The sequence below is a fragment of the Paenibacillus sp. UNC499MF genome (assembly GCF_900107975.1).
Lineage (GTDB): Bacteria > Bacillota > Bacilli > Paenibacillales > NBRC-103111 > Paenibacillus_F.
In genome coordinates this window covers 14122-37073 of sequence record NZ_FNVF01000024.1, presented here as the reverse complement: position 1 = coordinate 37073, position 22952 = coordinate 14122, and the positions used below count along the sequence as shown (strand labels likewise).

Annotated in this window: 22 protein-coding genes; 2 read left to right on the top strand and 20 right to left on the bottom strand. The window is 53.1% G+C overall.

Going from position 1 to position 22952, the window contains the following annotated elements:
• Nucleotides 1–163 precede the first annotated feature (163 nt).
• Both C4S74_RS25645 and C4S74_RS25640 read right to left on the bottom strand, forming a co-directional pair.
• Nucleotides 164–955 carry a phosphotransferase enzyme family protein gene (locus C4S74_RS25645; RefSeq protein WP_103998120.1) on the bottom strand — a complete coding sequence of 264 codons (792 nt, stop codon included), beginning with the start codon at nucleotides 953–955 and terminating at the stop codon, nucleotides 164–166.
• Nucleotides 956–1117: 162 nt separating this feature from the next.
• Nucleotides 1118–1678, bottom strand: a complete 561-nt coding sequence (locus C4S74_RS25640) for an AAA family ATPase (protein WP_103998119.1) — start codon at nucleotides 1676–1678, stop codon at nucleotides 1118–1120.
• A gap of 206 nt (nucleotides 1679–1884) precedes the next feature.
• Here C4S74_RS25640 and C4S74_RS25635 point away from each other — a divergent pair, with 206 nt between their 5' ends.
• Nucleotides 1885–2568 carry an SIMPL domain-containing protein gene (locus C4S74_RS25635; RefSeq protein ID WP_103998118.1) on the top strand — a complete coding sequence of 228 codons (684 nt, stop codon included), beginning with the start codon at nucleotides 1885–1887 and terminating at the stop codon, nucleotides 2566–2568.
• A gap of 449 nt (nucleotides 2569–3017) precedes the next feature.
• Here C4S74_RS25635 and C4S74_RS25630 read toward each other — a convergent pair whose 3' ends face one another.
• From C4S74_RS25630 to C4S74_RS25615, 4 genes are all read right to left on the bottom strand, one after another.
• Nucleotides 3018–3929, bottom strand: a complete 912-nt coding sequence (locus tag C4S74_RS25630) for a TauD/TfdA family dioxygenase (RefSeq protein ID WP_103998117.1) — start codon at nucleotides 3927–3929, stop codon at nucleotides 3018–3020.
• An 84-nt stretch (nucleotides 3930–4013) separates the two neighbouring features.
• The gene (locus C4S74_RS25625) at nucleotides 4014–4769 is read right to left on the bottom strand and encodes an ABC transporter permease (RefSeq protein ID WP_258042616.1); all 756 of its coding nucleotides are present in this window, start codon (nucleotides 4767–4769) and stop codon (nucleotides 4014–4016) included.
• Between the two features lie 130 nt (nucleotides 4770–4899).
• Complete coding sequence (locus C4S74_RS25620; RefSeq protein WP_103998115.1) at nucleotides 4900–5916, bottom strand: aliphatic sulfonate ABC transporter substrate-binding protein; 1017 nt, start codon at nucleotides 5914–5916, stop codon at nucleotides 4900–4902.
• A 295-nt stretch (nucleotides 5917–6211) separates the two neighbouring features.
• Nucleotides 6212–6805, bottom strand: a complete 594-nt coding sequence (locus tag C4S74_RS25615; RefSeq protein ID WP_103998114.1) for a TetR/AcrR family transcriptional regulator — start codon at nucleotides 6803–6805, stop codon at nucleotides 6212–6214.
• A 191-nt stretch (nucleotides 6806–6996) separates the two neighbouring features.
• On the opposite strand from C4S74_RS25615, the gene C4S74_RS25610 reads away from it, so the two are divergent.
• The gene (locus tag C4S74_RS25610) at nucleotides 6997–8262 is read left to right on the top strand and encodes a HAMP domain-containing sensor histidine kinase (protein WP_103998113.1); all 1266 of its coding nucleotides are present in this window, start codon (nucleotides 6997–6999) and stop codon (nucleotides 8260–8262) included.
• A 154-nt stretch (nucleotides 8263–8416) separates the two neighbouring features.
• Here C4S74_RS25610 and C4S74_RS25605 read toward each other — a convergent pair whose 3' ends face one another.
• The 14 genes from C4S74_RS25605 to C4S74_RS25520 form a co-directional block, all read right to left on the bottom strand.
• Nucleotides 8417–9370 carry an aminopeptidase gene (locus tag C4S74_RS25605; RefSeq protein ID WP_103998112.1) on the bottom strand — a complete coding sequence of 318 codons (954 nt, stop codon included), beginning with the start codon at nucleotides 9368–9370 and terminating at the stop codon, nucleotides 8417–8419.
• A gap of 96 nt (nucleotides 9371–9466) precedes the next feature.
• Entirely contained in the window at nucleotides 9467–10138 is a 672-nt protein-coding gene (locus C4S74_RS25600) for an AroM family protein (RefSeq protein WP_258042615.1), read from the bottom strand.
• Between the two features lie 480 nt (nucleotides 10139–10618).
• Entirely contained in the window at nucleotides 10619–11551 is a 933-nt protein-coding gene (locus C4S74_RS25590) for a DUF1177 domain-containing protein (RefSeq protein ID WP_103998110.1), read from the bottom strand.
• Nucleotides 11552–11604: 53 nt separating this feature from the next.
• Nucleotides 11605–12666, bottom strand: a complete 1062-nt coding sequence (locus C4S74_RS25585) for a DUF917 family protein (RefSeq protein WP_103998109.1) — start codon at nucleotides 12664–12666, stop codon at nucleotides 11605–11607.
• 10 nt (nucleotides 12667–12676) lie between these two features.
• Nucleotides 12677–14290 carry an OPT/YSL family transporter gene (locus tag C4S74_RS25580; RefSeq protein WP_103998108.1) on the bottom strand — a complete coding sequence of 538 codons (1614 nt, stop codon included), beginning with the start codon at nucleotides 14288–14290 and terminating at the stop codon, nucleotides 12677–12679.
• 250 nt (nucleotides 14291–14540) lie between these two features.
• Nucleotides 14541–15464, bottom strand: coding sequence for a DMT family transporter (locus tag C4S74_RS25575; protein WP_103998107.1), 924 nt, complete (start codon nucleotides 15462–15464; stop codon nucleotides 14541–14543).
• Between the two features lie 9 nt (nucleotides 15465–15473).
• Nucleotides 15474–16133: an aspartate/glutamate racemase family protein gene (locus tag C4S74_RS25570; protein ID WP_103998106.1), complete on the bottom strand. Its 660-nt coding sequence runs from the start codon at nucleotides 16131–16133 to the stop codon at nucleotides 15474–15476.
• Between the two features lie 161 nt (nucleotides 16134–16294).
• Complete coding sequence (locus tag C4S74_RS25565) at nucleotides 16295–17845, bottom strand: PucR family transcriptional regulator (protein ID WP_103998105.1); 1551 nt, start codon at nucleotides 17843–17845, stop codon at nucleotides 16295–16297.
• A gap of 1059 nt (nucleotides 17846–18904) precedes the next feature.
• Nucleotides 18905–19357, bottom strand: coding sequence for a hypothetical protein (locus tag C4S74_RS25550; protein ID WP_103998102.1), 453 nt, complete (start codon nucleotides 19355–19357; stop codon nucleotides 18905–18907).
• Between the two features lie 45 nt (nucleotides 19358–19402).
• Nucleotides 19403–20083, bottom strand: coding sequence for a hypothetical protein (locus C4S74_RS25540; protein WP_258042614.1), 681 nt, complete (start codon nucleotides 20081–20083; stop codon nucleotides 19403–19405).
• Nucleotides 20080–20349, bottom strand: a complete 270-nt coding sequence (locus tag C4S74_RS25535) for a magnesium and cobalt transport protein CorA (protein WP_103998101.1) — start codon at nucleotides 20347–20349, stop codon at nucleotides 20080–20082. The genes C4S74_RS25540 and C4S74_RS25535 overlap by 4 nt, the downstream gene beginning before the upstream one ends.
• Before the next feature lie 29 nt (nucleotides 20350–20378).
• The gene (locus C4S74_RS25530; protein WP_103998100.1) at nucleotides 20379–20720 is read right to left on the bottom strand and encodes a hypothetical protein; all 342 of its coding nucleotides are present in this window, start codon (nucleotides 20718–20720) and stop codon (nucleotides 20379–20381) included.
• 10 nt (nucleotides 20721–20730) lie between these two features.
• Nucleotides 20731–21165, bottom strand: a complete 435-nt coding sequence (locus C4S74_RS25525; RefSeq protein ID WP_146065532.1) for a hypothetical protein — start codon at nucleotides 21163–21165, stop codon at nucleotides 20731–20733.
• Nucleotides 21166–21732: 567 nt separating this feature from the next.
• Nucleotides 21733–22359, bottom strand: coding sequence for a hypothetical protein (locus tag C4S74_RS25520; RefSeq protein WP_103998098.1), 627 nt, complete (start codon nucleotides 22357–22359; stop codon nucleotides 21733–21735).
• Nucleotides 22360–22952 lie beyond the last annotated feature (593 nt).

The window sequence follows — 22952 nt, the reverse complement described above, 5'->3', positions numbered from 1 at the left end:
TCCTCCGTATAGTGCTTGAACTTTTGTCCTTTTCTCGCTGGCATAAAAAATGCACCCCCTAGAATTTCATCGGAATTACCCAAGGGTTTTTCCAATGTCCATTCTAAGGGGTGCATTTCAGTCAGTGGCCGGGGCTTAAAGCCCTTTTAAACGTAAAAATGATTTAAGTCCAATCCTTCTTATGTTCGGAGATGAATTCTATGTCCTTCCGATAATGTTCAAGATGACCGGCATCTAACATCTTTTGAAAAGCAGGGTCCCCTTCACTCGCTCTTCTTGTTATCGTTTTACATAATCCTTCCAATCGCAGAAGTACCATTTCGATATAAGTTTGCGCAAAATCTTCCCCGTAAGAATCAAAAAACAACTTCACTCTGTTTTTAATACTGGAAGCATCTTGAACGGAATCATAATAAACGATTTCGCCTGTTTCAGTCAGATACAATCTGCTCAACGGCACACAAGTGTAAAGAGTATAAGCTATGTCCCAAAGCCGCGGACCGGGTCCGGCCGCATCAAAATCAATAATCCCTATCGGTCTTTCCTGCTGAAAAATCATGTTATATACGGCAAAATCGTTATGGCATATTACTTCCAAAGGTTGTGGAGTACCATCTAACGGCTGCCAGCCGTCATCAAATGAAAAATCGCTTGCGGCATCATGATAGAGACGGAGCATTTTTGCGATTTCCTGTAAGACAGCATCCGACCGCATGTATTTTTTTAAAGGATAATTACCGGCCTCCCCTTCGATAAAGGTTAAAATTTCTCTTCCTTTTTCATCGATACCAAGGTATTTAGGGGCACAATCGTAACCTTTGTCGGCAAGATGGTTTAGCAGCGCGTGAATTCTTTGGCTGTTCGGCTTTAATTCTCTTCTGACCGTATGACCTGACCGGTATACTTTCGAAACGTTGCCGCCGGCCAACAATTCTTCATTGGAATGATCGGACATAAATACATCTCCTCTTCTTATTCAAAAATCGCGTGGGGTTCGCTCGCCCCTCTGGACTACAACGCGTATGGCATTGAGGCCTGCCTTCTTTAATGAACGTTCAATAGAGTTTCCTGACATAGCCATCCGAAAAGAAGACCACGCGGCTGCCCCGTACATTTCCTAGTCCCGGATATCTCGGGCCCCGACTATTCCTTCCTCCCATACACGCTCCAAAATCGCGTCCACCGTTTCTTCCGGCGTCATACCGGTCGAATCCAGCCACAAGCCGACCCGCGGGGTTTCCGCGTGCAGCACGCCGTTCAGGGCGGATACGGTCCAGATGCCGTATCCTTTCTTGGACCGGGCCGCTTCTCTGCGCGCGACTTCCTCCCCGCCGGGGCACAGCACGATCACGTACAAGGGCCGGTCTTCCAGCAGCGCGAGGAAGTCGTCCAGCACCCGGCCTACGACGACATCCTGCATGATGACGGTAAAACCGGCGGAATAATAGGTGTCCGCGGCTTGAGCCGTCAGCCTGTACCGCAGCAGAAGCTGCTCCAATTGGTCCGCTTCCGCATCCGGACGGACTTCCTTGCGGTCGTTGACGATCATTTTGCGGAAATGATCTCCCCGGAGATGAACCGACTTCTCGAAGCGCTCCGCCAGCAGCTGCGCGACCGTCGATTTGCCGCTTGCCATAATGCCGGTCACCAAAAACATCGCATGAATATCCCGAATCATGTTAATCTCCTCCTCTTGCCGACAATTTCTTATGTTCCCATTGTAGCCAATCGCCGGCAAAGTGCCGTAAGGAGAGTTTCGTTATAATCAAACCTGCCGCCGCCCGTCCGCGGACCGGTGTTTGGTTCTCCGCTTCCGGCATGGAGAAGGCCCCGATTCCATACACTAAGATATACCACCTCTTGCATCCAGAAAGGAGACCGGCTATGTACGGTTTTGCACCCCCGCCCCCGCTTCCTCCGTCGCCCGGATACCGGGCAGGCAACCCCCCGTCCCCCGCTTCCATTGAAGTGACGGGCGACGGAATCGTCTCGGTCGTGCCCGACCGGGCCGTGATCGTGCTCGGAGCCGTCACGGAGGGAGAATCTCTCGCCCCCCTGCAGGCCGAGAACGCCCGGATCATCTCGGCCGTGATCGACTCTCTGCTGCAGCTCGGAATTCCCCGGGACAGCATCCAGACGGACGAATTCCGGATCGATCCCCAGTACGACTTCCAGGACGGCAAACAAATTTTCCGCGGCTACCGTGTCACTCATCTGCTGAAAATTACGACGGAACGGGTCGGAGAAACGGGGACGATCGTCGATACCGCCGTCTCTAAAGGGGCCAACTCCGTTTCGGGAATTTCTTTCCGGACGTCCCAGCCGCAGAAATACGGCAAGGAAGCGCTGGCCCTCGCTGTCCGGAACGCCAGGGAGAAGGCGCTGACAATAGCGGCGTCCCTCGGAGTCACCCTGGCGGCGGTTCCGGAGTCCGTCCAGGAGCTCAGCCGCCAGAACGAGCCCGTGCCGTACAAGGCGACCATGCTGGCCGCCAGTCCGGCTACCCCGATCCAGCCGGGTGAGCTGCATGTTTATGCGGCCGTGAGCGTGCGGTACACCTTCAGCTAGGCCCGGCCGGGCGCACGAAAAAGAGCGTATCCCCCTTAGTCGGGGATACGCTCTTTTATGGGTCGGGGCCGGGCCTCGGAAGGTGCGTGACCGGCTCCGTGCAGTGCGGGAACGTACACAACGGGTGCGCGGTCACGGCGCTTTTCTGCAACGTCATGGCCGAGTCCGCTGTGAAATGACGGGCCGAGTCAGGCATATGCCAAGTTCCGCGTTGCGGCCGCTCCGTCTCAGCCCCGGCTGCGCTTCCTTCCAGCTCTCGCTTGACTGTGCGCTTCCTACGGGCCCCCGCTTGACCGTGCGCTCCCACTACGGCACTGCTCCCTTTCGGCTCTCGCTTGACTTTGCTCGTCTATGAGTGCGCTCTGCCTTGGCACCGCCTGCGCTCCAGTCGGCGTTCCGGCCCCCGCCCGGGCCAGCCCTGCGCAGGGCCCCGGCGGCCGGGCTGCCGCTTACGACGCGCTCGCCGCAGCCGCTGGCTCCGACACGATGCGCGTCACGCTCTTGCGGCCGTCCACGCCGACCGGAACTTCGCCGGTAATCGTGACCCGGCGGACGACCCGGTGCTGATCGCCGTAATCGTTCACGGCGTAATGCTGCGTGGCGCGGTTATCCCAGACCGCCACGTCGCCTTCGGCCCAGCGCCAGCGCACGGTATTTTCCAGGCTTGTGATATGCTCCTGGAACAAGGCGATAAGCTTCTGGGAATCGGCGACGGAGAAGCCTTGAATCTTTTTGGCGAAGCCACCCAAAACGAGAGTCTTCTCGCCCGTCTCCGGGTGAACGCGGACGAGCGGATGCTCCGTTTCGTATACCGTGGAGGCGAAGCTCTCCCGGTATTTGCGCGCCGCCTCGCTGCCCAGGGCGTTCACCGTTCTGATCGTGGACGCATAATCGAATTCATTGGTGTGCAGCACCCGCAGCTTGTCGGCCAGCTCGCGCAGCTCCGCGGGAAGCTGCTCGTAAGCGGCCGCCGTATTCGCCCACACCGTATCCCCGCCCGCTTCGGGGATAACGATCCCGCGGAGGATGGATGCGGCGGGATAAGCGTCGACAAACGTCACATCCGTGTGCCACACGTTGGCGCGCCCCCCGTGAGTCGAATCCAGCTCCAGCACGTAATCCGTGCCGTCCTTGGGCTTGATCGTCGGATGAGCGATCGGGGTGCCGAGCAGCTTTGTAAACTCTTCCTGTCCGGCATTGTCCAGATGATTCTGACCCCGGAAGAAAATGACCTTATGCTTGAGCAGTTTTTCGCGGATAAAACCTACCGTACTTTCATCAAGACTGCCGGACAATGAAATTCCTTCAATAATGGCACCAATTTTTCCTGAAACCGGGATTACCTTCACTTGTTCACTCATTTCTTCTTCCTCCTTTAAAATGGTTGATTGGATATATCGTCAGCGGCAAACCCCGACCGGCAGCCCGGCTGCCCTTGCCCGGGACTATCCCTTGTAATTGTCGCGCCATTTCAGCAGCCGTTCTTCCAGCAGCCGTACGACGGAATCCACAAGCTTGCCGACAACAGCGAAAATAAGAATGCCCACAAACACGGCGGTCGTTCTGGAAAACTGTCTGGCATCCTGAATCATGTATCCGATGCCTTCACTGGATCCCATCAGCTCCGCAACGACGAGCCCCAGCCAGGCGACGCCCAGCGACAGCCGGAGTCCGAGCAGGACATTCGGCAGCGCCGAGGGGAGCACAAGCTTCGTAACTTGCCCCAAGCGGCTGAACTCCAGTACTTTGGCGACATCGAAAAGTTTGGAATCCACGTTGCGGACTCCGAGGAATGTATTGACATACAGCGGGAAGAAAGCTCCCAGCGCGATCAGCAAAATTTTGGACAGCTCGTCAAACCCGAACCAGAGTATAAAAAGCGGTGTGATCGCAAGATGCGGAACGGTGCGGAGCATTTGTAAAGTAGGGTCGAGCATGTACTCGGCTCTTTTTCTTAATCCGACCAGCATACCGGTCAGAAGACCGAGCGAGCCGCCGAGCAAAAAGCCGTAGGCGGCCCGCTGCACGCTCACCTTCAGATGATGGAGCAGTTCGCCCGACTGAAGCATTCCCCCAAATTCCTCCGCGATGCTGAGGGGTGAAGGAAATAACGTCGGGGAAACCAGCCTCAGTCCGCTGGCCGTCTGCCACAGGACTAGCGCCGCCAGCGGTAACACGAGCCCGAGCAGGGCGATCTTCAGTCTGCCTCCGCGTCTGGCGGATGCCCTGCCGGCTGCGGCTTGTCTCCCTCCCCTCTCACCCAGGCCCTTGGCGGCCGGAGAAGACGGGTTCAATTGTCCCAAAGCTGACACGGTCTTCGCCTCCTTCGCTTTATTTAGCCGGTTTTACGGCTTCAATGGCTTTGCTGTCCGTGTTTCGCGTCACGTCGATTTTTTTCTTGATAAAGCCCGCTTCCAGGAGGATGTCCGCGGAAGCCTGCTGGATGCCGAAGATCTCTTTTGTAATCGGGACATTCGAATACTCGGTATTTTGGACCACCAGCTCGATCGTGGCCCGGTCCGCCTTCTTGGCGTTCGCTATGTACTCCACAACCTCATCCCGGTGTTCCTTCTGAAACTCGATCGCCTTTTGGAATCCTTTCAGGAAAGCTTCCGCCGCATCCGGGTGTTCCTTGATAAAATCGGTCCGGCCGATCGTCAGCACCGGCGCCTTGATGTTCAGAGCCTCTCCGCTCGTCAGGACGCGGGCGCCGTTTTTGGCGATCTGGATGCTCGTATACGGGTCCAGGCCGACCCAGGCGTCCACCGCCGCCGATTCGAAAGCGGCGACAGACTCTTCCGCCTGAAGCTGGATAAGCTGGAAGTCGGATTCTTTCAGCCCCGCCTGCTTAATCGCTTTGATGAAAAAAACATGAAGCGTGGTTCCCTTGGCGATGGCGATCTTTTTGCCTTTCAAATCCGCAAGGCTTTTGGCCGTACTGTTCGCCGGGACGATCACGATGTTAAGTCCCTTTAACCCTTCGGAGAGAAGAGATAGCGTCGTGACCGGCAGGTTGTTTGCCTGAGCGGATATGGCCGCCCCGTCGCCCAGCCAGGAGAAATCGACGCGCCCCGCGGCCAGCGCTTCCAGAAGAGTCGGGCCGCTGGGAAACTCGGACCATTTGACATCCCCGCCGATTTTGGCGAACTCCTCCTCGAACCAGCCTTTCTCCTTCGCCAGGAGAAGAAGACCTCCGCCCCCGTTGTTCGCGAGATTAACGGTATATTTGCCCTTGGGCGCATCCGACCCGGAGGCGGTTGTCGCGGCCCGTCCGGCGCCGCATCCCGTAAGTCCGGCCAAGCTTATGACGAGTGCCGCAGCCGCTAACGATGCTTGAAGTTTGTTCATCCGCCGTGCCCCTTTGCACACAAATTTTGATTATAAAAAAAGACACCCGACAGCGCGCGTTAAGCGGGCCGTGCAAGGTGCCACCAGTGGACCGGTAGGATACCAGAGTTATGGATTCACTTTCAAATAATCAATTAAACCTTATATTCATATAAAAATAGTTGGTTTTAAAACTATACTAACTGACTAGTCAGTCAGTGCTTGTTGGAATGATTCTATCAGCCCCTTTTTGGGAAGTCAATACTTTTTTAACAAAACATGACGATTAGCCGGCAGCCCGTTCATTTCAGACGGCCTATTTGCAAAGCAAACCGACCACCTGCTCCTCATCGGGGCTCGCTACCGCGTCCAACCCCCGGCGCCGGGCGCCGCTGACTCCGTTCAACAGAGCGAAATAAAGCACCGCCAAATCTTCGGGTTTTCCTTCCCGGAACGCTCCCTCTTCTTGTCCCTGCTTCACGATGGCGATAATCGGCTGAAGGTTCTCGACGGCCCTGCGCGGTATTTCCCGCTTCTCCTCCGGGGAGATACTCGCTATCGTCTCCGCATGCAGAACGACATGCATGCCGTTCAAAGCGTTTTCGTCTTCCCCGATTTTGCGGGCATGCCAAAGAAGCTTGTCGCGCGCGCTTCCTTCCCGGAGGCGGGCCTCCTCGCAGACCCGGCCGTATCTTTCCTGAAGCATCTTGACCAGGCTGACGAACAGCTCTTCTTTGGAGGAATAATAGTTGTACACGTGGCCGTGGGAAATGCCCGCCGCTTCCGCAATATCCGATATTTTGGCTGCCGCGAGGCCCTTTTTCGCGAAAATTCCGATGGACGCATGAAGAATCTGCGACCTGCGCTCTTCTCTCTGCTGCGTCACTTTTTCCGGGTTGTTCACAGACATAACGGGTCCCCTTTCTCTGCTACCGTGGATTATAACATATTTAAGTAATCAGAAAACTAGGGTTTCTCCGGACACAAAAATCTTTTACATCCGCTCTCCGTCCATTCATTTTGAGCCCCAGGAATTTGCTCCTTCATGCCGAATAGTGTAGGGGTCAGATGAATATAACCACGTCCGGAGGGTGAGCGATATTGGCACAGATCAAGGATCTTTTACTTCAGCTCTTCTTTGCCCTTATGCCTTTCGTACTGTACAGCTTTTATTACCGGGACAAAGACACCAATTACTCCAGAAAGTTTATTCTGATTACCTCTATGATCTGCCTGTTTCTTTCCATGACATTCGCCTCCAGCGTCGAAAAAGGCATCCAGTTCGATGTGCGTTACGTCATTCTTTTTTTCTCGCTTGTGTTCGGCGGGTTCCGGACCGGCCTTCTGATTATGCTGGAGTTTGTTCTGTACCGGCTTTATTTGGGCGGACCGGGGATCTATTCGGCTATGGTCATTTTGCTCATTACGTTCCCTTTGTCGGTCTTGCTGTGCAAGGTTTACCACAGGACCAGGGAGAAATATCTCGTGATCCTTATGGCGGGACTCTGCTATTCTTTTTTTCCTCTTCTCTTTCTGTATATCGACCGGCCCGATTATATTCTGACTCATCTGGCCTACCATATTCTGATCCTACCCGTTCACAACTCGGTCGGAGTGCTGCTCCTGTTTTATCTGTTTGAGAAATCCGCAACGGATAAGGACATGTACCTGAGGTACCAGCAAAGCGAGAAAATCGAAGCCGTCGGCCAGGTCGCCGCTTCCTTGGTACATGAGGTACGCAACCCGCTCACAACGGTGCTCGGTTTTTTGAAATTGATCCGTCAAGACGAAGCCATGCCCGCGGAAAAGCTCCACCGCTTTATCGACACCTGCATAGACGAAGTGAAGCGGACGGAAGCGATTCTGTCCGAGTATTTGTCCATGTCCAAGCCTTTAACGCAAAAACGCGAAGAAATTGATCTCGCCCGCGAGCTTGAGGCTGTCGTGGAGGTCATGACTCCGTATGCCACGATGAACAACGTTTCGCTGGCCCTGCATGTTCCCTCCGAACCTGTGCGGATAACCGCCAACGGCGCCGAAATGAAACAGCTCCTGGTCAATTTCGTAAAAAATGCCGTCGAAGCCTGTTCATCCGTACAAAAAGGAAACGTCTCGCTGCGGATGCATACGGATGGCCCCCTCGTGAAGGTGCATATCCGGGACAACGGAATCGGAATGAATAAAGAGCAGCTTAGGCGCCTCGGTTCTATCTATTATTCCACCAAAAACACGGGCACCGGCCTGGGCCTCACCTATTCCTACCAGCTGATCCGTTCCATGAACGGCACGATTTCGGTATTCAGCCAGCCGCATGGGGGGACGGAATTCACGCTCTCGCTGCCCCTTGCCGCCATAACTCCCGTATGAATAAAAAACGCCGGTCCCGCCAAGCTCTCCCGGAGCATGAACAGGACTGGCGTTTTTTGTTGCAGCGCGATCTCAATTGCGTTTGGAGAGGCTTCATTCCCGTATTTCGTCACAGCGGCGTTTCGAATTGCGTCTGGAGAAGCTTTTCCCGCAATTACTCCTGAAAAGCCAGCTTCCCCTTCTCCATGAGCAGCTTGTCGTCCAGATATACGGTCGGCTCCTTAACGAGACCGTCGATATGGACGCCGGCGGCAATCGTTCCGCCGAACGTATTGTTGCTGCCGAACGCGACGTGTATCGTGCCGTACACCTTCTCGTCCTCCAGGATGACGCCGGTGATTCGCGCTTTATCATTCGTGCCGACTCCGAATTCGCAGAGAAGCCTGCCGTCTTTGTCTCCGAGCATGCGGAGAAGCTGCGGACCGGCTTCGCCTTCCGCCCGCACGATGCGGCCCTTCTCGATCGTGAGCAGCAAAGGCTCGCTCAGCTTGCCGATCCCGGCAATGGACCCGTCGATCAGGATTTGCCCTTCCGCCGTTCCTTCCAGCGGAGCGATATACGCTTCCCCGGACGGCAAATTCCCCGACTCGCCGGGATTCAGGTACAGGCCGGTGCTCGGCACGCCGTTTCTTCCCTCTACGGGGAAAGTCAGCGTATAACCGCCCTTCTCGACGCGTACCTCACGGGCTCCGGTCAAGAGCTTCGTCACCCTCTCCGTCAGCCGCTTGACTTCGGCATAGTCGGCCGAGATAGCGCCGTGGAGGAACATGTCCTCCGTAATGCCCGGCATCGTGGCCAGCCTTGCTCCGGCGGCAGCCGCATTTTTGCGGGCCTGCGTATGCGTGAGAGACTGCTTGGTGATGCACACGACCACATTCGAGGTGATCATGGCGGCCGCGACAGCGGCGGGAGGCTCTTCACCGGGTCTGTGCCTGTCCTTCATGACCATAAGCACGGCTTCCGCGCCAAGCGCTTTTCCCGCTTCGTAAAGCGGCTCCGCCAGATGTCTCTTATCTTCGTCCGAGACGACAAGGAATGTTTCCCGCGGCCGCAGTCCCAGACAGCTTTGCAGCACATGTTTGCCGACTTCGATGAGCGATTCGTTCATAATCTTCATCCTTTCTGATTCGGGAATAGAGCGGAAAGGGGCTGACGTCCGATTGCTTCACTGCATCAGCCCCAGCCCGTCACCACATGGTTTCTTCTATATCATTTCCGATACGAGCTTGCCCATCAGGGCGTTGGACAGGATGACCGGCTTGCCCGATGCCTCCGCCATAAGCTGCCGCGCTTCCTCCGTATACCCCATACAATCGAGCACAATGATATCGCTCTTCTCCTTCAGTTCACCGGCAGCCTGCCGGAACTCGGCTTCGTCCGGTTTGTACGGCGACGCGACGGCGAAAACCGGGCTTAAGCCGTAGGGCTCATACTTCTGCGCGAGCGTCGCGCACTGCTCCGCCAGCGGAACGAGCACGCCGAGCCTGCGGCCCCCGGCCATCGCCTTGACGGCGGGAGGGATCAGACGGTCGGGCTCGATCAGGTACGCCCGCTCTGTACGGAGTCCGGGAAATACGCCTGTGCACAGCAGCAAAATGTGCCGGATTCCCGCCTCTTCGAACTCGCTTATCCGCTTCTGCAGCAGAGGCTGCAGCTTCTCGCGCGACATCACGACGGATTCCCCGGTCGTCAAACGCGATGTCAGGACGTACTGTCCTTCTTCGGGACAAAGATCCCTCTCGATGTCCGCTTTGCTAAGCCCGTCCAAGGCGCCGCCCTGGACGATTTCCGCGCGCCCTTCCAGGCAGCGCTCCACAATCGGCGCCACATCGGTCCGCGGCGCTTGGCCGATCGTAATCATCCCCAATTTTTCCATGCTCTCCACCCCCATCTGAGATCCGCCGAAGCGGCTGAAAAAAAAGGACAGGGGAACCTCCCCTGTCTCATCCGCTGCTCAGTCGGTAGACCAGCGGACTGAAAATCCTCGTGTCGGCGGTTCGATTCCGTCCCGAGCCACCATTGGGCTCCGGCCGGAAGGCGAGCGACTCCCCGGCGGTTCACTGCCCGCTCAAGGCACGACGTGCGGCCGCCGGTTCGGACAGCGGACGCCGCTTATCCGTCAGCCTGTTGTAAGGCTGCGTCCTCTGCGGCGGGCCGCAACCGTACTTTGCGGCATAGGGAAAGCGGGGCGGAGTCCGGTCCGCTTCGGGCGCCATGCCGCACGCGTGCGGGCTTGCTCCGTCCGCTGCGGCGGACCACAGCCGTATGCACACTGTGCCTGAACAAGGAAAACAAGGCATATCGCACCCATTCCGAGCGCTTTTCTGCTCACGGGCAAGCTTGCCCCGTTCCAGGCTTACTTGCCGGCGGTCTGCAAAATCTTCATAGAACCGTACAGCTTCGTGATCAGCTCGAATTCTTCCCGGTCGTAGAAAGCGCATGTTCCGGCCGTTGTTTCTTTGGCCGTTTCAATGGCGAAGCGCGCCGCCGCCGCGATATCCGTCTCGTGGCTCGCGCCCGTTCCGCAGCCCGGTACGACGGACTGTGCCGTCACGGCTACACCGACGACGGGAGCATCCGTCGCTACGGCTGGCTGCAGGATAGAGTTGATGTGATACAGGTCGTTGCCGTACGGCGTAATATCCTGCATCGTAACCGGGAACGTTACCGCATGCCGGCCGGTCGTCATCTCCATAATGCGGAGCAGATCGTCGCTGACGCGGAGGATGTACCCTTCCTTCACGGTTGGCGAAATCGCGATGCCTTTGTGATTGATCACGCGGTTGCCCTTCGTGGTGTCGATGGACAAAATCGCGTCCATTTCGGGCACGACTTCCTCCCGGTTCATCGTCAGGATATCGACCGGCGAATCCATAAAATCGACCGGTTCATGCGGGCGAGTCGGCGCGTCCGGGCAGATGTGAGTCGTGACGATCACATCGCCCGGGAGCGCGTCGCCCTTCGTCTGCATATCCGCCAGCTTCAATGCGGCTGCGACCGCCGCGACCGCTCCGTCGGCATCGGAGACGAGGCCGATGCGGCCGGGGCGCGCCCCGATGCCGCCGAGACGGCCGATGATGCCGAAAGTCGGCGCGCTGCCGCCCTTGCTTTTGCTGTCCGTGCCGGGGATCACGATTTTAACGAAATCCGTGCTTCCTTTTTCTCCGCTGACCTTGGAAACGGTCACCGATACGCCGGGATAGGCGTCGAACAATTCTTTTACCTTCGCTCCGCTTGCATACATGGTGTCGAGTGTATCGAGAACGATCATCGTTTGTTTAAGGGTCATGTTAACTTCCTCCGTATGAATTCACTTTGATGTCGGAATGAATGAGTCCGGATTTAATCCAGGTAAGAAAGAACCGGCTTCTTGATAATGTCTTCCACCGCCTGCAGCAGCTTGCGGTTTCTCATCGTCGTGCTGAGCAGCAGCTTCTCCGCGGGCACCGCGATGACGGCAATTTGCTGCCCCTTCGCGATGGCGGCCGATACGATCGGCTTCGCCGTTTTGGCGTCCAGCGTCATGATCAGATCCGGGAAGGTGGCAAAGCGCTCCCCGTCTTTCTCCAGCGTCATGTACTCGTTCCAGAACGTCATCTCGTACGCGTCGTCGATCCGGACCGTTCCGGCATCGAAGCCGCCGGACGTTTCGAGCGAGAAGTCCGTCACCGTTCCGGACGCCGCGACTTTGCCTCCGAGCTGCGCGACAACAGCCTCGATGGCGGCCTCCCCCTTCGCGGAAAGCAGCGCCCGGCCGACTTCGATCGCCTGCGTGATGGCTCCGGCCGCGCCGTTCGCTCTCGCGTAAGCCGCCGTCACCGGGTTCCGCGCCACGGCCACGAGGCCGCCCGCTTCGATGGAAGCCTTGCGGATCATCGTCGACGCCTTGTCCAGCGATCCGGAGATGCTCAGCTCGATGTAGCGTTTGCCCCGGCCGCCTGCCGCCGCCTGATGGGACACGTAGTCCGCCACCTCGGACAAGTTCATCGAGCCCATGGAGCCGGTCGGGTGTGCCCGGCCGTTGCAGGCGAAATCGACGAGCGGCACGCCGGTAATGGCCGACTGGAACCAGCCGTTGACCGTCGTTCCGGCCCCGTTCTCGTTCGTGTGCAGCCCCTGGATGGGCCGCCCGATTGTGGCCGCGAGCATCTCAAGCGCCTTCGCGTAGTGAACGGGCTTCACGAACTGCTCTTTGGCCGCGGGAGCGCCCACCATGGAGACGGTGACCAGCAGGTCGTCGTCCCCGAATTCGTCGAGAGAGATCAGCTCGGGTTCGCCGACTTCCAGCGCCAGGCGTCCGAGCTTCAGCCCCTCTTCGATCCAGCCGCCGCCACCGCCGCCCAGAACGGCGCCGCCGTAAACGGCCTGCTCTACCATTTCTTCGTTCAGCTTTAGTCTCGTCATGGGAGTCACCTCATTTTTTCAGTTTGAATACGGAACTGAAGAAGCTGTACAGGGCATCCCCCGCGATAAACCCGGCGGCGAGAATGCTCATCGGTGTTTCGGCTTCTTTCTTGAAAATCTTCAGAACGACGATCCGGATCAGAATACCGGCGAGAACCGCCCAGCACGCATTCGGCGAAACGATTAGAAGACCCGTGGCGAAAAGCACGCCGATTTGACGGGAAGGCCCCCCGAGCAATTGGACAATCGCGCCGGGAATCGCCCAAAGCAGCAGCTGGCGGGCAATATCGGCCGAAGCTCCGGCCTGGATCGTGGACACATACACTTTATCGATCGGCGGAACGAGGTTTTGCGCAAAATAGCCTTTGTACGAAAGCAGCACGGTCAGCAGCGCAACGCCGAAAGCGATCATCGCCGTGATGTACTGCTGTTTTCTGCCGTGAAGCTCCAGCTCGGGATCTTTGCCGTTGCCCCGGAGAATGTAGCCGGCTTTCAGATCGTAGCCCATATCCGCAAACGCCGGGCCCGTCGCCGCGCTGAAGCCGGCCAGAAGCGCGAGCGCAACCGGCGGAAACCCGATCAGCATGCCGAACAGCAGCGTGATAAAAGCGACGGCAAACGCCGGGAACCAGCCGGAATGCATGGCGGCGATCCCTACGATGATCTCGTGCACGAAGGCGGCGAAAGCGGCGAAAATGATAAAGCCGATCAGCATCCCGAGCGACATTTTCGTAAGAATGCCGCCGATGACGGCGATAAGCAGCGCGATGACCAGATAAGCGAGAAAGCCGAGGGTGAGGGTGCGACGGGCTTCTTTATCCGTCCTTGTCAGCCTGCTGTCCCTAACTTCTTCCTCGCTCTCCGCTTCGGAGCCCGCCGTTTTCGGGCGCTTGAAAAGGAGCATCCCCGCCTGGATGAGCGCGACGATACCCGCGCCGATCATGACCCCGTGGGCGATGTACAGCTGATTGACGTCGATATCGAACCACGGCACGGAGTACTGACGGATCATCAAACCGATGCCGAACATCGTCAAGGCCCAGATGTTTCCGATAAACGCGACACCGAAAGCGGACATCGAGATTTTAAAATACGAGCCGATGAGCCCGATCACGGTACCGACACCGAGCAGCAGCGCGCGCTTGCCGCCTTTATCTCCCGCCAGGATCGATTCCGCGGTAGCCACGCCGGGCGCCCAGGTTCCTTTTGCCGGGAAGAGTTTGGAGTCAAAGAGCTTGTACAGCAGCGTCGCGTCGACAAACATCGCCAGCGCGGCTCCGATCAGCATCGGCACGATCAGTTCCGTCGCCCCCATCGCAAACGGAATCCCGATCGGAATGAGCAGGCTGTTCGCCGCTCCGAACGTAGCCGAGGAAATGGACGTCTGAACCAGGTTCTGACGGTGGATCGATTTGTATTTACGGAAGATCATCACGGGAATCCGTGCGATAAGCATCGCGACGAGCGCCCCGATAATCGCGGTATTCGGGGTTACCCCCAGCGTCGTAACCAGCTGCATCCCGATAATGGCTCCGATTACACTGGTAACAATGTTCAAAATCAGTGCGAACGGCTCGAAAATACTCGGGTGCTTCTTTTCTTCCTGTACCTCTTTCTCTTCCATGGACAATCCCCCTAATCACTTGATGTAGTACCGTTTTCCCGTCTTTTGTTTCCTTCAGGAAACTATTTTTCTATCGCGGGAATGAAGCCGAAGGCAGATGCGGGTATTTTTTATACAAGTAGTATGTGCAGAATGGAAAGATCCGACAAACGAAAGTGCAGAATTCTCCCATACCGCTTTAAAGCTTTACTAGAATATAGCCCATGGGTATGACAAAACCGGCCCGCTGGCGCTTTCCTTCCGAAAGGAGTTACTTTCCGGCCGTATCCGGCAAAACCTCCGGCGACGTCCGTTTCTTTTTCAAGGAAACTACACGCAGTTGAACCGTTCCGAGAAGAACCCCGGTAAAAACAAGCGAAGCTCCGAAAAGCTGCGGAGCCGTAACGGCGCGGCCGAAAAGGAGAAATTCCAGCAGCATCGTCATCAGCGGCTGCAAATTCAGCACGATGGCCGCTTTCGCCGCGCCGAGCGTCTGCATCCCTTTGTTCCACAGGACGCCCGTAAGCCCCTGCGCCACGATTACCGTCACGATAAGGAGCGCCCACATCCCCGCCGGATGTATCCAGGTGGCCTCCCCGGCCGCCAGAACAAACGGATCGAAGAGCACGGCGCTGAGCGCGAAGCTGTAAACCGTCACGATAAAGGGAGACAGCCGCCTCGTCAAAATGCGGACAAAAATCAGGTTGCACGAAAAGGTGAACGTCGCGCCCGCCATAACCCAGTCCCCCGCGTTAAACTGCAGGCCCCGAACATTCAAAGCGAAAGCCAGACCCGAGATGGCGATCAAGCTGCCCGCCACCATGCGCCAGGTCACCCGTTCTTTCAGGAAAAGAGCGGCCAGGCCGGCCGTAAACAACGGCGACAGCGTAAAAATAAGCGAAGCGTTCGTAGCCGTCGTAAGCTGGAGACCCCGAAACAGCAGGATCTGGTTCGCAATGAGGCCGATTCCGGCCGAGCAGCAGAGCCAGAGCGCATCTTTTCCCGTTATTTTCACAAAAGAGCGCGTTCCCCACGCCCACAGCAGGAAAGTGCCGGACACGATCGTCAGGCTCAGCGCCGAAAGGAACAAAGGAGGAAACTCCCGGAGCAGCACTTGGCGGATCATGTAGTTCAGCGCCCAGACGAAAACGCAGAAGATCAGAAGCAGGTACGACCGGGCCGATGTCCAAGTCACAGGCTTGCCTTAATTCGGCTCGCGGACATCATCGAGCTGCTTGTAGTAATGGGAGGCGAACAATCCCTCCGCTTCGACCGCGTCAACGACCGGAACATGCAGTTCGCTCCGGAGGACGGCGGCCAGGCCGATGGTCGAGAAGCCCGTGCAGGCGAACACGATGACCTTCGTCCCCGCATCCAGCAGGGACCGGGCGGCTTCGACCGCCTTCTCGCGTCCGGCTGGTGTCATGAGATCCGTCGTGTTCGTGACTCCTTCGGGCCGCGCGTAGCGGACGAGCTTGGCGCCGAGCAAATCGCGGATGACCGCGGGCGCTTCCTCTGTGATGCCCAGCACGCCGACGGGCCGGCCCATGGACAATGCCGTGTACGCCGCGGCGCTTCCCGCTCCGATGACCGGCACCGAGACGCTTTCGCGCAGAGGATCGATCGCCGGATCCGCCGCGCAGGAGATGACGAGCACCGTGCAGCCTTCCCGCTCCATACGTTTGCCGAGCTCGACAATTTTCGGAACGGCGATGGCTTCCGTCTCTTCGTCATAAATGCCGAGGGGCTGATCCGGAATGCATTTGCTCACAACCGGCAGTCCGTACGTCTGCTTCAGTATGTTTCCGTGCTGCTCAAGAACCTTCGTATCTTCCGTCGTTAGTACACGGATTACTCCGATCATGGCTTCTCATCCTTCCTCGTATTCGTTTGCTTTTGTAAACTTCATGGGGCTTGGTAATGTTGGATTGGTAATATTGTATTCGTTTCCAAAGGGGCGGACCATGTTCCCGGCTGCCAAAAATAACGAAGGCCCTTTGTGCTCGGAGCACAAAAGGCCGAATTTCATTCCAGATTTTTCAATAAATAAAACGATGTGCACAAATAATACATCAGCCGTTTCGACGTATCTTCCATGTCTATGTCAGCTATGTCTTTGATGCGGTCCAGCCGGTATTTTACAGAGTTCCGGTGAATGTACAGTTTGTTCGCCGCTTCGATCAGACTGCCCCCGGCCGCCAGGTAGGCATGGAAGGTGGGCACAAGATCGGTCCCGTTGTCCCGGTCATACTTGGAGAGCTTGCCGATCTTCTTCTCCGTGAACGCATCGAAGCCTACATGGGCCGACGATTCCAGCAGCAGATCGAACATTTCGATCTCGTCGTAACGGAACGTGCGGCGTTCCTTGTCCAGCCGGGCGCCGATGGTCATCGCTTTTTTGGCCATTACGTAGCTGCGGTACACTTCCCATAGCGGAGCTTTGCCGCCGAATCCGGTCCGGATGTGGCTGTGGCCGTCCAGCAGCGGAGCCAGAACATCGGCCCACCCGGCCGTTCTGCCGGTAACCGGCTGCTTCTGCTTTGCGCTTGGCTCGGCCGCCGCGGGAGAAGCGAGCAGAAGGACGAGCCGGTCCCCCTGCCGGAGCAGATGGGACTTGACCTTGCGGGCGGCCGACTCACTTTCCGTCAGCTCGCCCAGGGCGGCCGGCAGGGAGGCGTGCTCCTCGAACAGAAGCGGCTCGCCTTCGACGATGCAGACCTCCCAGCACCAGTCCGGCTGGAGGCCAAGCTGCCTCCCCTTGTTTTCCGCATCCTGCCTGGACAAAGGCAAGCCCATCAGCAGCTCTTCGAAGAAGCTGCCCTGCAGCCGCTGCTCCGTGTCATAGGCAATCTTGCGGCGCATCAGCTCCAGCGAGAACACCAACCGCGCATGCTCGATGCAGACCAGCTCCAGCTCGTCGAGCTGTTCTTTCCCGATGATGAGGCGGCCGGCGAACTGCTTGTCCACCGACACGTCCCAGCTCTTCGTCCGGCCGGCCGGCGGATCTCCCGCATCGGCCGGCGACGAAACGATGACACGGCCGTTCTTGTGAATCACCCAGATGGGCGCCTGGACCAGCTCCGCCACGCTGTCCGCGACCACCTGGATGCCTTTGTTGTGCAGCACAAGGCCGGTCAGCGTCTTGTTCACTTCCTCGGATCTGCGCAGCAGAGCCGCCTGCGTATTCAGAATTTGCTCCATCACCGTATGCGTAATATCGATATACGGAATTCCCGGCGGAATCTGGATCACCGGAATCCGGTATCGGTTGCTCAGCTCCACCATTTCGGCGGGAATGCCGCCCATGAACCGCTCAGGCTTGATCGCAAGCGCCGCGGCATCCGCTCTCCTCAGCTCTTCCATTAGCTCCAGCACCAGGCCCGGATCGTTGCGCATGGAGTAGCCCGTGGTCAGAATCAGCTCGCCTTCCCTCAGCCAGCCCTTGATGTCCGGGACCTCCATAATGTCAATATAGCGCACGACGCGGTCCAGCCCTTCATCTCCGCTGATCAGCGACGCGTCTTTCAATATCGGAAGCTGGAGCAGCTCCCGGACCGTCATCCCTTTGAGATTCATCGTGTTCACCCGATTTCAGACAGTTTGTGCATTTCTTGGTGCGTGGGGCAAAGGTAAAAAACTTCTGCGTCTATTGTATCATTTCTTTGTTTTTTTGCGGGGGGAAGTGGCGGGAAAGGGAAAAGAAGGATGCCTATTTGGAGGCTCCTTCTTTTTGGAGGAGTGGCTTGGATTTTATTTGGACCAGAAAAGGGGCGATGATTATAATCACCTTATCATGGTAAAATATTTTTTTTGAAACTAATCATAAAATTCCCTCGATATTTAATTCTGCCTTTATCTTGTTCTTGCATTGCATTAAAAGTTTGCCGGTCCAATACTCGCAACTCAATAATTGTATCCTCACATAAGACTACAATGTTACATATATGGACCATCTTCCCGTTCATCCCTGCAAACTTTTCGGACTTCTTCTCCAAAATCTTGCAATCGCAATAGTGAGCAGGATTTTTTTTAATCCAATAATGAATCAGTTGAATAACTACACCAATGAAGAGAAGGAGTAGTAGAACATTAAGTAAAGTTTGATTCATGTTGATTTACCAATAAGAGCTTTTTCAAATGTGTTATGCTTTCTCATTTTGTCCGACTCTCCTACTTAAATCGAATACAATCACGCTCTTCCCTTTATTATAGGAGGTAAAAGTTCAGAACAGCTGTTTTTCATGATCAAATCATCCCGAAGAATGCCTTTTAGGACGCTTCTTCTTTTTGAGGGAGTGGCTTGGATTTTATTGGGGCCAGAAAAGGTGCGATGATTGCAATCAGCCAGTACCAAATCATATAGGTTGTGGTTAGAGGGAGCTTACCTATTTGAATAAAGTCTCCTCTTTTAACGTAAACAATCAGATTCGCAAATACGGGTGCTAAACTTACGAAGAAAAAGATACATTTACTGAACAAACTGACTTCAACTTTATCCATACAGTGAGCGCAGGTTACTTTCTTATTCCTATGTAAAGCTGCGAAGATTTTACTCCATTTCAGATAACCGTTACAACTCCTACATCGCTTTCTCATGAAATTTTGTACTCCCTTAGTTGAGTTATAGAAACCAGCTTATTCCCCGCTATCCATTGGTGGTCGAAGCTTGCAGGAGCTCTGGATCATAATCAAATCATCCCAAACCGTTATTTCATGCAAAGCCGATTCGTGCTGTAGAGAGGAACTTTCGGCATCTCCACGAAAATGCCTCACTCGCATATGCTCAGGCAGGCACACAAAAACAGCATGGCGAACTGACAACGAGTCGTTCAGCATTTCCTCTATTTCCATGAGAGACAGCCGGAGAAAACCTTCCTCTTGGAATTTTTGGATCAACGTAAGCGAAACCCTCTGTGGCGGTTCGACTTTCCCGCTTGGGTGATAATCCCCCAAATAAAGAGGAACCAGCTCCAGATCACCTATCAGCCAGGATACATTCGGCTGTAATTCCGTATAAAATTGCAGCACTCCCAATATTTCATCGCTGTTATTATTGGGATCTTTTGATTCATAAGTATACGAATGCATGAGCGTCCTCCGGCGAACAACTTTTTTTTCCTCTTATCGGCTCATCTAAAAATCACTGTTTTCAATTTCTTTTTCTATGGATAATCTTCGTTCATATTCCGCGAACCAATCAGACCTGTGCGCTTTAATCAAAGAGAGGGCTTCATGTAAAGCTGCCCCTTTCAAGAGCAGCAACTGATCGTAATTAATTTCCGTTTTTCTTAACCAGATATATGCTAACGATTCGCCACAGCTTGCAGCAACCATTTCACCTATACCGTCTTGATTAGATACCCTCAGCAGCACATCAATCGTCTCTTCATCTTCAAAATGTTCCCCCAGATCTATCGCCGCGTCATCTTTTTCAGCTTCGGTTGAATAAGGATCCAGTAAAATGTCGATTTGCGCTTTTTTCAAAATAAAAGATTCTTGCCCCCGAGGGACAAAAGTCCATTTAATAGGCTCTTTATTAGCATTTTCATGAATCGGTTTGGGTTTTAAAGTAGGATCGTTTTTCCTAGACCACCATCGAGAATCATGTCCATAATAAATAATATAGGCCCAGTCATCGGGAGCTTCATGATACCGGATATCGTCTTCATCCAAAAAGTCCATATCCGACCATTGAAGATTTATCCGGCAGACAGCTTCGTTTTCATCTATCGTAAACTCTCTCATCATGAACTCTACGATTTCATAACATAGGGCATAAGATTCTTCGTTTGTTTTAAAAGAAAAATGAATCATCCAACATTCCCCTCTACTACACGCTCTACATCCTCCGTCGTAAAGTAAACCCCCGGGTATTTTTGGTGATCTTCTTCAAATGGAGAGAACCTCGCCGCTACTTCAGCTATTTCTTTAAAAAGAACTCGTTCCGTATCAGTTAATTCCTCGTCAAGGTCGTGATCGTATGTTAAATGAAATTCATCGCAGAATACTTCTGCCTCTATTTCTTTATCCTTGTATAGTCTGAGCAGCCAATACAGGCGCTCTTTGGGTGTCCGTTCCATGTGAGATCCTCCGTTTTTCCTTACGTCACTTAGCTCAAATCAATCGTAGTCCAACCGGCCGAGACAATTTCACTTTTCCATCGAGATAACTCGGTTTGCAGATCCTTTTTGTCTGCGGAAATAGTAAACTCTATTCTAGTAAAGGGTTTTGTAAAAAACTCAATATAAGGAGGGCAGGCCGTAAAATCTCTTTGTCCGATGCGGGTATCCGTTTTTCGGATTTCGGCTGCCATCTCTTCAGTCAAATTCTCGCTTCTTTTCCGGTATTGGATCCAGTTTTCATGGCATTGTTTAAAATCTATTCTATTGCTTTTACCATTTTCGTCTATATAGACAAGGCCATCAACTGAAAGGTTTTCAATGTTTTTCATGTGCTGCCTCCTATCGACTTTCATGATCCTCTGTTTGTTTATCCGCTACGGCCAAGATACTAATAACAATAGCAAACACCAGAAAGATCATGCTCATAACCAACGGTTCCGTTATTTCAAACTTATTTTCACAATAAAGAAGAAGAGCATCCACGATAAAAACAGTTAAAGTAAATAAAAAGAAAACAAGGAAACGCCCCGTCTTTGATGGCATTGGTTCCGAACGAACGTACTTTACGATCCCCAGAATCATATACGTACCGAAAATGTAAAGTATATGATCAAACTGAAGGTTCTCATTAACCAATCTTCGATAAATGAGATTAAAAATAATTAAGACAGCAAGAACACCCGCATATTTTAAAAAGGTCAAAAATCTAATGTGCATAAGCAATTCTCCATACGATGCTTGATTGTCCTTTTTTCCATCCCAATTAAATCCCAACTCACACTTTCCATTCTTCTATTAACAATGGATCATGAAATAAATCGCTGCACAAAATTTCGCCGACTTCAAGAAACCGACTATACAAATCCTTAAATATCCTTGAAATTTGTTCTTTCTGCACAGTCCTTTTCAAGATCAAATACAAGTTCTTCTTTATTTAATTTTTTTGTTGTTAAAGGCTCATTTACGAGCAATTTCAGATCAAAAATAGGAGCACGCCCTTTTTTAATATTCAATAATTTAAGCTTATCTATTTTCCTATTATCCACTTTATTACTAATATATCCAATGAATTTCGCCGAATTAAATTCTTTTCATTAATAACAAATCAGTCTTTCTTATCATTAAAGGACCCACGTGTCTATAAAATAAAAGCAGCATATGATGGGATAAGTAGCGATGCATGCTCGAAAGTAAGATCAAAATATTCCCTTCGCATCCCTAAGCAATTCCCCGACCCGCAATTGGACTTTCACAACTAGATCATGCGTGCTTCTGGGCACGCCGGACAAAAAGAAACCTTGAAAGGCACAGGGCCAATCAAGGTATAAAAAAGCCTTACTTCTACTCTAGTCTTCTTGAGGTTCCTGTTTCAACATCAATTTCAAATTTTTCTGATGGTACACGTAAGTCTTTCGTTGTATAGAGATTATAGCGACCTGATATATCAGTTCGTTCCATTAACACCCAATCATTCGTCCGTCCGTGTTCAACCCCCATTGAGACCATCTTATTTGTCTGAATATTGACTGCAATATTCATTTCTTCACCTGTCGAAACATTTTTTATATATAACCGAGCATGACTATTTTTTTGAAACACATTAATTAAATCAATTCGATACTCATACTTCTTATCTGAAGTTAATTTTAATGAGTCACTTGTAATCCTTTCAGTTAACCAACCTTGTGTATCAACGCCTCTAAACAGGAAAACAGAAAGAAGTAATAGTATTATCACTCCCAAAATGAACCCAATATAAGACTTACTACTAGAGGGCATCCACCCTTTTTTTAGTAATACAATTGAGAATACTGTTAATGCAATTGAGGGAATCCAGATAAATATTAAAGTTACAGTGGCTATTAAGTCTAAAGATCGTTGAAAATTCGCTGTCGCTCCGATTAGAAACCAATTCACGGATACAATATTTAGAACGATGGCAACAACCCATATGATTTTCAACCACATTTCTTCACCCTCTTTTTTCATCACCCTGTGATACGTAATAATTAATTCAAAATTGGTACAATATATTTTTTCCAGATGTCGATGTTTGTGTGCATGACTGAATGGCTTTGTATTGGTCTGAAATAATACCAAAGCGATAATTTCACTTCCACGTTTTCAGCACCTTTAAATTCTCTGTCATATGCTGCCCCACCACCTGGTAAAGATCCTCCATGATTTTGAACACCGTCATATTTGTTATAAACCTGAATATGTTGCCCAACCTCAGTCTCTAACTTGTATTCCCTCACAGGAGTCGCAATAGTAATAAGAGTATCCACTTTTACATCCTTTTCAGCAAGAAGATTAGTTATCATGATCCCCACATTCCCACCATGACTATGAGCGACTAATCTTATGGGTTCATATGGATTATCCAAATGCCATTGATATATGTCATTAAATATATCTTGTGCCGCTTCTGAGCGAGCCTTTGTATTATTTTCACCAGTCCAATTCTCTTCTTTAACTGGCTCGTTAAAGAGCTTTCGAACATAATCCACAAATTCAGATGTCCACGTGCTTTTTCCATCGTTCTTTTCAGGATTTGCAAA